The sequence below is a fragment of the Streptomyces sp. NPDC059037 genome, assembly GCF_042740015.1.
In the GTDB taxonomy this organism is placed as follows: domain Bacteria; phylum Actinomycetota; class Actinomycetes; order Streptomycetales; family Streptomycetaceae; genus Streptomyces.
This window is the reverse complement of sequence record NZ_JBHYIG010000013.1, coordinates 51,447-63,322: the sequence shown is the minus strand read 5'-3', so window position 1 is coordinate 63,322 and position 11,876 is coordinate 51,447. Positions and strand designations below refer to the sequence as shown.

Annotated in this window: 13 protein-coding genes; 6 read left to right on the top strand and 7 right to left on the bottom strand. The window is 70.1% G+C overall.

What is annotated here, in order from left to right; all coding sequences use genetic code 11:
• From aceA to ACFWY6_RS05145, 3 genes are all read left to right on the top strand, one after another.
• Positions 1-654: isocitrate lyase (gene aceA / locus ACFWY6_RS05155; protein ID WP_384686521.1), on the top strand; the 654-nt coding region annotated here is incomplete at its 5' end.
• A 71-nt stretch (positions 655-725) separates the two neighbouring features.
• Complete coding sequence (gene aceB / locus ACFWY6_RS05150) at positions 726-2,348, top strand: malate synthase A (protein WP_384686519.1); 1,623 nt, start codon at positions 726-728, stop codon at positions 2,346-2,348.
• On the top strand, positions 2,345-3,214 hold the full coding sequence (locus tag ACFWY6_RS05145; RefSeq protein ID WP_384686517.1) for a 3-hydroxybutyryl-CoA dehydrogenase: 870 nt from the start codon (positions 2,345-2,347) through the stop codon (positions 3,212-3,214). Before aceB ends, ACFWY6_RS05145 begins: the two co-directional genes overlap by 4 nt.
• 289 nt (positions 3,215-3,503) lie before the next feature.
• Here ACFWY6_RS05145 and ACFWY6_RS05140 read toward each other — a convergent pair whose 3' ends face one another.
• From ACFWY6_RS05140 to ACFWY6_RS05130, 3 genes are all read right to left on the bottom strand, one after another.
• A complete protein-coding gene (locus ACFWY6_RS05140) occupies positions 3,504-3,800 on the bottom strand; it encodes a hypothetical protein (protein WP_384686515.1) in 297 nt (98 codons plus the stop codon).
• Positions 3,797-4,219, bottom strand: a complete 423-nt coding sequence (locus tag ACFWY6_RS05135; RefSeq protein WP_384686529.1) for a hypothetical protein — start codon at positions 4,217-4,219, stop codon at positions 3,797-3,799. The genes ACFWY6_RS05140 and ACFWY6_RS05135 overlap by 4 nt, the downstream gene beginning before the upstream one ends.
• Before the next feature lie 771 nt (positions 4,220-4,990).
• Positions 4,991-5,785, bottom strand: a complete 795-nt coding sequence (locus tag ACFWY6_RS05130) for a DUF4239 domain-containing protein (protein WP_384686513.1) — start codon at positions 5,783-5,785, stop codon at positions 4,991-4,993.
• A gap of 106 nt (positions 5,786-5,891) precedes the next feature.
• Between ACFWY6_RS05130 and ACFWY6_RS05125 the strand changes: the two genes are divergently transcribed.
• Positions 5,892-6,623 carry a transposase domain-containing protein gene (locus ACFWY6_RS05125; protein ID WP_384686511.1) on the top strand — a complete coding sequence of 244 codons (732 nt, stop codon included), beginning with the start codon at positions 5,892-5,894 and terminating at the stop codon, positions 6,621-6,623.
• A 228-nt stretch (positions 6,624-6,851) separates the two neighbouring features.
• Here the strand turns inward: ACFWY6_RS05125 and ACFWY6_RS05120 are convergent, their stop codons facing one another.
• Both ACFWY6_RS05120 and ACFWY6_RS05115 read right to left on the bottom strand, forming a co-directional pair.
• On the bottom strand, positions 6,852-7,325 hold the full coding sequence (locus tag ACFWY6_RS05120) for a hypothetical protein (RefSeq protein ID WP_384686509.1): 474 nt from the start codon (positions 7,323-7,325) through the stop codon (positions 6,852-6,854).
• A 450-nt stretch (positions 7,326-7,775) separates the two neighbouring features.
• Entirely contained in the window at positions 7,776-8,906 is a 1,131-nt protein-coding gene (locus tag ACFWY6_RS05115; RefSeq protein ID WP_384686507.1) for an alkylmercury lyase family protein, read from the bottom strand.
• A gap of 85 nt (positions 8,907-8,991) precedes the next feature.
• On the opposite strand from ACFWY6_RS05115, the gene ACFWY6_RS05110 reads away from it, so the two are divergent.
• Positions 8,992-9,399: a heavy metal-responsive transcriptional regulator gene (locus tag ACFWY6_RS05110; RefSeq protein WP_384686505.1), complete on the top strand. Its 408-nt coding sequence runs from the start codon at positions 8,992-8,994 to the stop codon at positions 9,397-9,399.
• A gap of 116 nt (positions 9,400-9,515) precedes the next feature.
• Positions 9,516-10,286 (top strand): SDR family oxidoreductase, encoded by a 771-nt coding sequence (locus ACFWY6_RS05105; protein WP_384686503.1) that lies wholly within the window; start codon positions 9,516-9,518, stop codon positions 10,284-10,286.
• A 23-nt stretch (positions 10,287-10,309) separates the two neighbouring features.
• Here the strand turns inward: ACFWY6_RS05105 and ACFWY6_RS05100 are convergent, their stop codons facing one another.
• Together ACFWY6_RS05100 and ACFWY6_RS05095 are read right to left on the bottom strand one after the other, a co-directional pair.
• Positions 10,310-11,200 carry a LysR family transcriptional regulator gene (locus ACFWY6_RS05100; protein ID WP_384686501.1) on the bottom strand — a complete coding sequence of 297 codons (891 nt, stop codon included), beginning with the start codon at positions 11,198-11,200 and terminating at the stop codon, positions 10,310-10,312.
• Positions 11,201-11,318: 118 nt separating this feature from the next.
• Positions 11,319-11,633, bottom strand: a complete 315-nt coding sequence (locus ACFWY6_RS05095) for a hypothetical protein (protein WP_323178737.1) — start codon at positions 11,631-11,633, stop codon at positions 11,319-11,321.
• Positions 11,634-11,876 lie beyond the last annotated feature (243 nt).

Below are 11,876 nucleotides of genomic sequence, written 5' to 3'. Positions count from 1 at the left end.
GCCCGCCTGGCCGCGGACATCGCCGACGTCCCCACGCTGATCGTGGCCCGCACGGACGCGCTGGCCGCGAACCTGCTGACCAGCGACGTCGACGAGCGCGACGCCCGGTTCGTGACCGGTGAGCGCACCGCCGAGGGCTTCTACCGGGTGCACAACGGCATGGCCACGGCGATCGCCCGCGGCCTGGCCTACGCCCCGTACGCGGACCTGCTGTGGATGGAGACCGGCACCCCCGACCTGGGCCAGGCCCGCGAGTTCGCCGAGGCGATCCACGCCCGGTACCCCGACCAGATGCTGGCCTACAACTGCTCGCCCTCCTTCAACTGGAAGGCGGCCCTGGACGACGACCAGATCGCCAAGTTCCAGCGGGAGCTGGGCGCGATGGGCTACCGCTTCCAGTTCATCACGCTGGCCGGCTTCCACTCCCTCAACCACGGCATGTTCGACCTGGCGCGCGGCTACGCCGAGTCGGGCATGACGGCCTATGTCGACCTGCAGGAGCGGGAGTTCGCCGCCCAGGAGCACGGGTTCACGGCGGTCAAGCACCAACGCGAGGTCGGCACCGGCTACTTCGACCTCGTCTCCACCGCAGTCAATCCGGCCTCGTCGACGACCGCGCTCGCCGGCTCCACCGAAGCAGAGCAGTTCCACTAGGCCGCCGTCGGGCCCCGGCAACGGGGCCCGTTCCTCCTATCGCGTTCAGCCAACCCGCCGAGGAGACCCGCATGTCCATCGCCGCTCCGACCAGCCGTGCTCAGGTCCTCCCGGTAACGGGACACCGGCACGACGAGATCCTCACTCCCGAAGCCCTGGATTTCGTGGGGCGCCTCGTCGACGCCTTCGCGGACCGCCGCCTCGACCTCCTCAAGGAGCGGACGCGGGTGGCGGCCAGGCTCGCCTCCGGCTCCCCGCTCGACTTCTCCATCGCCACCGCCCGCATACGCGCGGACGACTCCTGGCAGGTGGCACCGCCGGCCCCCGGCCTGACCGACCGCCGGGTGGAGATCACCGGACCGCCGGAGCGCCGGATGGCGGTCAACGCCCTCAACTCCGGTGCGCAGGTGTGGATGGCGGACTTCGAGGACGCCACCGCGCCCACCTGGGACAACATCATCGGCGGTCAGCTGAACCTGCTGGACGCCATCGAGCGCAGGATCGACTTCAGCACGCCGGAGGGCAAGCGGTACCGGCTCGGGGAGCAGGTCGCGACCATCGTCGTACGCCCACGCGGCTGGCATCTGACGGAGGAGCACCTGGAGTTCGGCGGCCGCCCGGCGCCCGCCTCGCTCGTCGACTTCGGCCTCTACTTCTTCCACTGCGCCCAGCGGCAGATCGACGCGGGGCACGGCCCGTACTTCTATCTGCCGAAGCTGGAGAGCCGCGACGAGGCACGGCTGTGGAACGACGTGTTCCTCCTCGCCCAGGACCTCCTCGGCATCCCCCGCGGCACGATCCGTGCCACCGTCCTGATCGAGACCATCACGGCGGCCGTCCAGATGGAGGAGATCCTCTACGAGCTCCGCGAACACAGCTCCGGGCTCAACGCCGGCCGCTGGGACTACCTCTTCAGCCTCATCAAGACCTTCGGACACCGCACCGACTTCCTCCTTCCCGACCGGGCGAAGGTCACCATGACCGCCCCCTTCATGCGCGCCTACACCGAACTCCTGGTGCGCACCTGCCACAAGCGGGGCGCGCACGCCATCGGCGGCATGTCCGCCCACGTACCCGGCAGGGACCCGGAAGCCCACCAGGCGGCCCTGGCCACGGTACGGCTCGACAAGGAACGTGAGGCCGAGGACGGCTTCGACGGCTCCTGGGTCGCCCACCCCGCGCTCGTGCCCGTCTGCCGCGAGGTGTTCGACGGAGTGCTCGACACCCGCCCGCACCAGATCGACCGCACCCGGAACGACGTCGAGGTGACGGCAGCCCAGTTGCTGTCCGTACGCCGCGTCAGCGCGCCACCCACGCCGGAGGGCGTACGCATCAACATCGCCGTCGCCCTGCGCTACTTCGCCGCATGGCTGAACGGACAGGGAGCCGTCGCCGTGGACGGGCTGATGGAGGACGCCGCCACGGCCGAGATCGCCCGGGTGCAGATCTGGCAGTGGCTGCGCCACCGGGTCGTCGACCGCGCGACGGTCGTGGAACTGCTGGAGGACGAGCTCGCCGCGCTGGGCGCGGAGTATCCATGGGCCCCTGTTGACGACGTCCGCGACCTCTTCGAACGGACGGCCCTGGCACGGGAGTTGCCCGCCTTCTTCACCCTTGACGCCTACACCCGCCACCTCGCTCACCGCCCGGATGGGCAGTCACTGGAGGGGCAGTCACCGGAGGGACAGTCATGAGCACAGCCATCCGACGGGTCGGGGTCGTGGGAGCGGGCCAGATGGGCGCCGGAATCGCCGAGGTGTGCGCCCGCGCCGGCCTGGACACCGTGGTCTGCGAGGCCGACGCGGTAGCCGCCGGCGCCGCGCGTGAGCGGGTGGCCGTCTCGCTCGAACGCGCCGTCCAGCGCGGCAAGTTGGACCGTCTGAGCGCCGAGGACGCACTGGCCCGCATGGTCTTCACGGGCAGCCTCGACGATCTGGCCGACCGTCAGCTCGTCATCGAGGCCGTCGTCGAGGACACCTCGGCGAAGACAGAGCTCTTCGCCGCCTTGGACAAGGTCATCGAGGATCCGGAGGCGATCCTCGCCACCAACACCTCCTCCATCCCGGTCATGCGTCTGGGCATGGCCACCGGACGCGCCGACCGCGTCGTCGGGCTGCACTTCTTCAACCCGGTCCCCGTCCTGCCCTTGGTCGAGGTGGTCTCCTCACTCCACACGTCCGCTCAAACGGTCGCGGTCGTACGGGACTTCGCCACGCACACCCTGGGCAAGACGGTCGTCCGGTCCCAGGACAGGGCGGGCTTCGTCGTCAACGCACTGCTCGTCCCCTATCTCCTCTCGGCGATCCGGATGACGGAGTCCGGCTTCGCCACGGCCGCCGATGTGGACGCGGGCATGGAGCTGGGCTGCGCGCACCCGATGGGCCCGCTGAGACTGGCGGACCTGATCGGCCTGGACACGCTCGCCGCCATCGCGGCATCGCTGTACGAAGAGTTCAAGGAACCCCTGTACGCACCGCCGCCGCTGCTCCAGCGGATGGTGGAAGCGGGGCTGCTCGGCCGCAAGAGCGGCCGCGGGTTCCACACCTACGACCGGGGCTGAGGGGCCCGGGTCCGCCGCCGGGCTGAGGGGCCTGCGGCTGCGGTGAGGGGGGCGCGGAACGGAGTGGTGATCTGTTCCGCGCCTTCCAGCCGCTTCCTGATCTTGCCTCGATCAGTAGGGCTCTGGCCTGTGAATATGGGCAGCCGTCCGCGCAGATCGCGGTCATCGGGTGGGAGGGGTTCTGAACTCCAGCGCAACGGAGTGCCCTACCGATGAATTGGGCTCCATCCCCGTTGCCCGGGAATGGAGCCCTGCGGCCTCTTCGCTGGTCAGGCCGCGCACGAACCGGCTACCGCTGCCAGGGCGTGCCTATTTGGTTGTAAAACCTCGGGATTTCGGTGGCGGTGAAGCCGTCGTCAGCGATCGAGACTTTGACAGTTTGGGAGCTGTCGTTGCAGGTCTTGCCGAGGAGACCACCGAGGAGACCTCCGAGGAGGTCACAGAGGAGGTCGTTGGTGGGGGTGGCGGCAGGAGCGACGGTGGTGGTGATTTTCGGGGGTCCTTCGGCATGGGCCGCACCTGCCGCGCCGAGAGAGGTGATGGCCAGGACGCCGGAGATGAGAGTGGCTTTGAGGGGAGTGTTCATGGCATCCAGCCTCTGCCCGCCCCTGTCCCTGCGACAGTGGGATGCCGCCAGTGGAGTGAAGACCAGGCCAGCGAAAGGGGGCCCACCTCTTCGCCAGAGGGTGGAGCTGCGGGTCGGGGCGGCGGGCCCCGGCTGTGGAGCGGGGCCGCCGAGGTGGTCATGGGGTGATGGTGTCGGCCTGGTCTTCCGCCTGGGGTTCGGTGGTCACCTCTCGGTGGACCTGCATCGGTGATGGCGTCGTGTTGGCACCAGGCGGTCCACCCGACGAGGGTGAGCAGCGGTGGGGCCTTGTCGGTGTGCGGAGGTACGCAGTGTCGGGCGAGGTGGGCGAAGAGGCTGCGTGCGTGAGGAAGTTCGTCATCTTCGCTGTGGGTGATGATGACGTGGTCTCGGGCTTTGGTGTCTTGCAGGCCGAGGATGATCCGGCAGCGATCTCAGCGTCAACACCGTTGCGTTTAGGTCCGTGAGCGGTTCGCAAGTCTGTGTGCGAAGAACGTGACGGTGGTTCGGACGGTGTTGTTCTGGCTGGTCGTGGGGTGTTGTCCGGCGTTCGGTCCGTACGTGCTGGTGGGGTTCTTGCGGGTGCGGGCCTTGAGGCGGTGCCGGTGGCGGGTTCCGCAGGGCGGTGAAGCTGATGCGGTCCATGTCCAGGCCGGGCCGGGTACAGGCGGTGTCCGCGGCGGCGCGGATGAGGGCCTGGTAGGTGGTGAGCAGGGCGTAGACCTCCTGGCCGAGGCCGGTCAGGCTGCGCCGGGTGGAAGCCCGGGTCAAGGAGGGTTGGCCCACCGGGCACGGCGTCGAACACGAAAGCGGTGTTGATCCATTGAAATTGCCGCCCGCCCCTCCACGGCACGCCCAGAACAGGTCGGCGTTCTCCTTGTCGGCGGCACGCACCAGGGTCCGTCGGAGAGGGCAACGCGGGTCTCGACGAGCTGGTCGCAGGTCAGGCCCCACCTGCGGTCGTTGAAGCCGAGCCCGCCGCCGAGGTTGAGGCCGGCCACGTCGACACCGGGGCAGCGCCCGCCGGGGAAGTACAGGCCGCGTCGTGGGCCGCGTACACGTCGGAGTTGGTGGCGCCGCCGCCCAGGTACGGCCGGCGTCCCCGCGGCACCACCTGCCGGATCGGCCGCAGACTGATCACCGGAGCGGGGCGCGAAAGGCACTCCGTGCCGGAACCTTCTCCCGTGGTCCTACGGGTGGGGCTTCCAGAACTGTTCCAGCTTCCCCTGCTTGAAGAGTTCCGGGCTGACGCTCAGGTCTCCGGCGAAGGGACGGTCGAGAACCACCACGAGGAGCAGACTGAATCCGATCAGCGCCGCGACCGCCCCGACGAACAGCACCTGCATCTTCCGGCTCCGCGTGCCGTAGAGGAAAGTCAGCGGGAGGATGACGAGCGAGCCGCCGAAGACGAGCACCTGGAGCAGCAGCGGCAGTTCCTGGCCGGCGATCGTGAGCCGGGCCCGGCGCTGAGCGGCCATCTCGTCGAGACTGTCGGCGGCCTCCGCGTAGTAGACCTTCTGCGATTCCGTGACGGGCTCGTAGTTCTGAAGGGCGTCGTAGATCCCTTGCAGCTGCCCCCCTGAGGAGAGGGTCATCCCGCCGGCCCGCATGTTCGGCCACTGCACGTCCACCACGTGGTGGACGTAGCGGCTAACGGCCTCTTTGACGCGGGTCTCCGCCGCGTCGGGGAACACCCCCGCATCGCGCAAGATCACCGCGGCTTCCGTGGCCTCGGAGGCGACCACTGACTGGGTGTTCTCCAGCTGTGTCCACAGGGTCACGATCACGAAGGCGAGGATGATTCCGTAGATCGCGCCGAACATGCCGAGCACCACGCCGACCGTGTCGTTGTGCTCGCCTTCGGTCAGCTTCGGGAACCGGTGGCGGACCAGCAGGCTTCCGGCCGCCGTCGCGAGGACGGTGCCGCCGACGATCAGCAGGGTCAGTGCGAGGGTGCTGAGGTGGTTGAGCAGCCACAGGGCCATGGTGCGTCTCCCGGGTCGGAGTCCGGCGGGGGCCGGGCCCGATCCTAGGCAGCCGCGCCCGCGGTCCCGGGGCCGTCACGCTGCGGATGCTTGATCATCAACCCCATTGGGTGTCAACACCGTCGTGGACTTCGTACTGGTGGACACGGTGATCGAGGAGACCAGGACGCGTGAGAAGCGGCTGCGGCTGCTGCCGTCCCGGGTGGTGGTCTATTTCGTCGTCGCGCTGGCCCTGTTCGAGGACTGCTCCTGTCGGGGCGTGCGGGGCAAGTTGACGGCGGGGCTGGAGGGACTGCCGTTGGTGCGTCCGGCGGTCTCCTCGCTGTCCAGGGCCCGACGGCGAATAGGAGCGGCACCGCTGCGGCGGCTGTTCGAGATCCTCGCCGGACCCGTCGCCCACCGCGGGCAGGCAGGTTCGTTCTACTGGGGGCTGCGGACCGTGGCCGTGGACGGCACCTTGCTGCACGTACCCGATGAGGAGGCGCTCACCTGGCGCTATCCCAAGCGGGCGGGCGAGAGCGTGGAGTTCGGCTATCCGCTGCTGCGACTCGTGGTCCTGGCCGAGTGCGGAACCCGTGCCGTGTTGGCCGCCGTGTTCGGTGCCGAGAGTGGCGGCGAACTTACCTACGCAGTACGCCTGTTGAGTGTGCTGGACCGTACGATGCTCCTGCTGGCCGATGCCGGCTTCGATGCGAACACCTTCGCCCGGGATGTCCAGGCCACCGGCGCCCAGTTCCTGGTGCGCTCCTCCGCCCGCCGGATACCCACCCCTTCCGGCACCTGGGCGCCGGCCCCTACCTGGCCCGGATCGGATACGGCGTCCTGCCCGTCCTGCTGACCGTCCGCGTCATCGAGGCGTCCGTCACCGTCGCGCTGGCCGACGGCACCGTCCGCACCGAGCAGTGGCGCCTGCTCACCAGCCTCCTTGACCCGGGCGTCCACCCGGCCCCCGAACTTGTTGATCTCTACCGCGAGCGGTGACAGTCGGAGACGAGGTATTTCTCGATCAAGGCGACCATGCCCGGGGGTAAGTTCACGTAATTCCCAAGGCCCTGGCTTGAGAGGGCTAGGTTGCGCCGGGTAGCCCAAGAGCAACCAAGAGGGCTGAGGAGAGCTCTTCCGCGAACAGCGCCGACCCGGTGAGCGTGTGCCGGATAGCGTCCTCATCGGGCGTCAGTCCGGCAGCAGCCGACCAGGCGAGGGCACCGGCCACGGCGGGTTCGATGGGGAAGTGCTCCAGAGGTATCTCGTAGCTCTCCGCCATCTCGCGGTTGAGCAGGCCCTCCCAGCCGATGCCGTCCGGCGTGAGGGCCTCGACGAACCCCACATCGCTGTCGTGGAAGGACACCATGACCGCCGGTGTCCCGGTTCTCTGGACGAGGGTCGACAGGCTGCGCCGTCCGGCGTCGGCGAAGTCCGTCACCTGCCAGCCCTCCGCCAACGCCTCCGTGTCGTCGATGCCCGTGAACCCGGCTTCCCGCATGAGGCCGTGCAGTTCCCCTGTGGCTCGGGTCGTCAATGATCCGCCTGAGTTTCCCATGGTCAGCAAGCTAGCGGATGCCTCTGACAAGCCGGCTCGTGCCGCTCGGACGCCGGCAAGGGAAGCCGCGACGACGGACCCTAGCGGCCTTTGTCGGTCAAGTTCCTGGGGCGCTTGTTGGGGCGGTGGCTGGGCCCGTTCATCATCGCCTGGTGGCTGGTGTCGCGCACTTCTCGCTCACGCGCTTCACGATCGCCCGCTCCGGGTCCCCGGGCATGGACGGTTGGGCGCTGCCGACAGGTCTGCCGCCCACGGCATCGCGGGCCTCCCGCCGGTCTCCGGCCGGGAGTCGGAAGGCTGCGTGAGGACGCTTCTGTCCACTGAATCGTCCCTGCGTCCACTGCGTGTCCACTGGATCTTGGTCTGGACGGATGGTGGCTGCGGTGAGCGGGGGGGGCGGAACGGAGTGGTGATCTGTTCCGCGCCTCCGCGCCTCCACGGCCATGCGGCTCAGTCGGCGGCCAGCACCGCCCCGAAGGTCTGCTGCCCGATCCGCTCGGCACGCGCCTGGTCGACCATCTTGCCCTGTACGTCCGGGTGTTGGGCGAGCCAGGACCGGGCCGAGGCCGCGGAGGTGAAGAAGTTCAGGGCGTCGCAGCACACCGCTGCGGCCGGGCCGGAGCGGGAGCGCCGCGCGACGATCACCACGGTGGATGCGGGCTCCCACCGCATACGGCCGCCTCGGCTGGTGACGGTGACCGGTTCGCCCGAGACCGGGTCCGACGAGGTGATCACCGCGTCCTCGGCGAGCATCGCCGGAATGCCCAGGGCATCGATCGCGCACATCGACCACACCTGCGTGCCGCTCGCCAAGGTCACCTGATGTGCGGTCGGCGTCGCGGAGAACGGGTAGGCCGCCTGGATCCGGCCGCCCTCGTCCAGCGTCAGGAAGTCCTCGCGCGCCAGCTCCGCGAGCACCTCGCCGGCGGACCGTCCCGCCTCGGCCGCGACGGTCTCCAGCGCGGCGGTCCGGGGCGCCTGCCCGGACGCGGCGAAGTGGCGAAGCACCGCTTGGTGCACCGCGCGCAGACCGCGCCCGGCAGGTGCCCGGCGGCCACGTCCGGCCCGGCCGACCGGGTCGAGCAGGTCCTCCTCGCGGCAATCCTCACGCACGGGGTCGGGCAGGCCGTCCCCGCAGCAGTCCTCACGCACGGGGTCGGGCAGGCCGTCCCCGCAGCAGTCCTCACGCACGGGGTCGGGCAGGCCGTCCCCGCAGCAATCCTCACGCACGGGGTCGGGCAGGCCGTCCCCGCAGCAGTCCTCGCTCACCACGTCGGGCAGGCCGGCAGCGGTCAGGGCCCGGCGCAGTTCGTCCACGGCCGGTGCCCCGTCCACGGCGCCGTCCTCGTGGCGGTAGATGCGGCATGAAACGCTCGGCGCGGCCCCGGGCCTGGCGAAGGGGTCGTTGCCGTCGAGCAGGACCGTGGGCGAGCCCGTCATGCCCCACCGGGCCGCCTCCGCCTCGTCCCGCACCTCGACCTGCACCACCACGGCCGCACGCCCGGCCAGCGCAGTACGCAGCCTCTCCCGCGCCACGGGCGCGTTCGGGCAGTCCGGAACCGTCAGAACCGTGATCCGCATGGCCGCCGTCCTCCCAGATCGCCGCCGTCTGCCACCGACGCTAGACCTTCCAGTGCGCTGGAAGGTCAACGGCTAACCTGGAGACATGCGCATCGGGGAACTGGCGACCGCGAGCGGAGTCACGACCAAGACCATCCGCTTCTACGAGCAGGCCGGTCTCGTACCGGAACCGCCCCGCACATCCGGCGGCTACCGCGACTACCCCGGCGAGAGCCTCACCCGCCTCGCCTTCATCCGTGACGCCCAGCACGCCGGGCTCACCCTTGCCGAGATCCGCGGCATCCTCGCCCTGCGCGACAGCGGCCGAGCGCCCTGCGACCACGTCAGCGACCTGATCGGCGAACACCTCGAAGAGATCGACCGGCGCATCTCCGAACTCCGCAAGACCCGCACCGCGCTCCGCGGCCTCGCTCAACGCGCCGCCGACACCGACCCGGCCTCCTGCACCGACACGGACATCTGCCGCATCATCAGCCGGCCGCGGGTGCCATAGGAGTTCCCTATAGCGCCCGCTGACATTTCGTCTTTGCCTCTCATTCTTCTCCGTACGTACCGTGAAACAGCTTTTTCCGCCGAGCGGACAATTACGTATTCGAGAGGACCGGTGGCATGACCACGATCGAGAACGAATCGGGAACGCGAGAACTCGCGGGAAAGCGCGCCTTGGTCACGGGGGGTTCTCGCGGCATCGGAGCGGCCGTCGTGCGCCAACTCCTGGACGCGGGCGCCGAGGTGCTCACGACCGCCAGGTCGGCGACGAGCACGGTGCCGGAGGGGGCCGCCTTCGTGACCGCCGACGTGCGGACGCGGGCCGGCGCGGAGGCGCTCGCCGCGGCCGCGCGGGAGATGCTCGGCGGGGTGGACGTGCTGGTCCACAACGCGGGTGGGGCGGGGCCGTACGAGAGCACATCGGCCATCCCCGACGAGGAGTGGCAGGACGCGCTCGACTTGAACTTCCTGGCGTCGGTGCGGCTGGACTCGCTGCTGGTACCGGCGATGCGGGAACGGCGTTCGGGGGTGATCATGCACGTCTCCTCCGCCGCCGTACCCCTTACCCCGCCACCGTTCCTGCACTACACGGCGGCGAAGGCGGCGCTGGAGAACTACAGCCGCGGACTGGCATCGGAGCTGGCCCCGTTCGGAATCCGGGTCAACACCGTGACTCCCGGCCGGGTCGCGACGCCCGGCGGCGAAGCGACCCGGGAGCAGTGGGCGCGCCTGGACCCGGCGCAGGGCCAGAACGTCACCAGCGTGCCGCTGGGGCGCGACGGCAGGCCCGACGACATCGCCCACGCGGTGCTGTTCCTCCTGTCCGACCGGGCGAGCTGGCTGACCGGGAGCAATCTCGTCGTGGACGGCGGTGAATTCCCCAGGGGTTGACACCGACGGAACTCAGGAATTCCTCAGGAATTCCGGAACGCTAGGTTTGACCAGGTCTCCTTACGGAGGAATTCGAGAAGAGCCGTCTCGGCCGGGCCCATGCCGGGCCGGACCACGGCGATGACGGGCTGCGAGACGACCGGGAACACCGGGCGGACGAGGTGCTCGTGACCGTGGGGCACCGCGGAGGCCGGGACGAGCGTGACCCCAAGACCGTGGGCGGCCCAGCGCACGGCCGTCGCGGTCTGGGACACGCGGGCGGCCGTGGCCGGGGCGAGATCGTTGTCCCGCAGCACGTTCAGGAGTACGGCGTCGAGCGCGCTGTCGCGGTCGAACCTCACCCACGGCTCCCCCGCAAGCTCGCGCAGCTCGACCCGGTCGGCGGCGAGCTGCCGGTGCCCGGCGCCCAACGCCACGACGAACTCCTCGTCGCCGAGGTGGTGGGCGTCGGCGGGGCTCCGCTCGCATTCCGCCATCAGGGCGAGGTTCAACACGCCCCGGCGGCACAGCCGTTCCAGCTCGGCGGAGCTCGGCTCCTCGAAGACGGTGACCTCAAGGCGTGGGAAGCGGCGCCGCAGCGCGGCAAGGGCGCCCGGCAGCTGCCGCGTGCCGAAGCCAAGCTGCACCGCGACCACCAGCTCGCCCACCAGCTCGTCGGCACCGGCCCGAGCCGTCGCCCTCGCCCGCCGCGACGCGCGCACCGCGACCTCCGCCTCCCGCAGGAAGGCGCGGCCGACCACGGTGGGCACAAGGCCGGTCGGCGTGCGGGCGAACAGTTCCACGCCCAGATCCCGCTCCAGGGCGCGGATCTGCTGGGACAGCGACGGCTGAGCGACGTGCAGCAGCTCCGCCGCCGCCGTCACCGAGCCCTCCTCGGCGACGGCAAGGGCGTACTCGTACTGACGAAGGCTCATCGGCTGCCGTCCCCTCCCTGCGGTGGACCCGGCCCACCCCGTTGAAATCGCTGCAGAAATCAGCAACTCACTTCCGCCCGCGGAGATTCCCATGGAGACGGCCGGAGCCCAGCCGCTCTCAACGGCGGCCGGTGCCGTCGCGCGGGGTGATGCGGCGGTAGGCGGCGCGGGCGTGCAGGACGCGGCCTGTCGCGGCGCCGAGGAGAGTCGCGGCCAGCAGGCAGGCCATCCATTCGGGGTCGCGGTGCCCGGCCCAGGAGATCTCGCCGGTGGGGGCGGCCGCGAAGATGTTCAAGAGGGCCCAGCACAGCAGAGCCGTTCCGGGCGCCGCGGCGAGCCGGCTCCGCACCCCGAGCACGGCGGCGAGCAGCGACAGGGCGGCGAGCGCGAACCCCGTGCGATCGAGCACGCCGAGCAGGTCGAAGAGGCTCACAAGACCAAACGCTCCCGCATAGGCCCCCGCCCAGATGAGAGGCGTCGGCACCGGCTCGGGAACAGCCCTCGCACCACTGGCCACCTGCCGCCATTCCACCACTGTCAGGTCCTCCCCCATCCCCGGGCCGGCATCGTCGCCGTGGCCCACAGGGCCGGACACGATTGTTCCCCATGCGTCGGGGGGGGGGGGGCCCCCGTAAGGAGGGCGCCCCCCCCCCCCCCAGAGAAAAGACAAAAAACA

Excerpts from the sequence above, each read along its gene's own strand:
- ACFWY6_RS05105 (WP_384686503.1), top strand. The coding sequence starts at position 9,516 with ATGACCACGATCGAGAACGAATCGGGAACGCGAGAACTCGCGGGAAAG.
- aceB (WP_384686519.1), top strand. The coding sequence starts at position 726 with ATGTCCATCGCCGCTCCGACCAGCCGTGCTCAGGTCCTCCCGGTAACG.
- ACFWY6_RS05115 (WP_384686507.1), bottom strand. The coding sequence starts at position 8,906 with ATGCGGATCACGGTTCTGACGGTTCCGGACTGCCCGAACGCGCCCGTG.
- ACFWY6_RS05145 (WP_384686517.1), top strand. The coding sequence starts at position 2,345 with ATGAGCACAGCCATCCGACGGGTCGGGGTCGTGGGAGCGGGCCAGATG.
- ACFWY6_RS05140 (WP_384686515.1), bottom strand. The coding sequence starts at position 3,800 with ATGAACACTCCCCTCAAAGCCACTCTCATCTCCGGCGTCCTGGCCATC.
- ACFWY6_RS05130 (WP_384686513.1), bottom strand. The coding sequence starts at position 5,785 with ATGGCCCTGTGGCTGCTCAACCACCTCAGCACCCTCGCACTGACCCTG.
- ACFWY6_RS05110 (WP_384686505.1), top strand. The coding sequence starts at position 8,992 with ATGCGCATCGGGGAACTGGCGACCGCGAGCGGAGTCACGACCAAGACC.
- ACFWY6_RS05120 (WP_384686509.1), bottom strand. The coding sequence starts at position 7,325 with ATGGGAAACTCAGGCGGATCATTGACGACCCGAGCCACAGGGGAACTG.
- ACFWY6_RS05100 (WP_384686501.1), bottom strand. The coding sequence starts at position 11,200 with ATGAGCCTTCGTCAGTACGAGTACGCCCTTGCCGTCGCCGAGGAGGGC.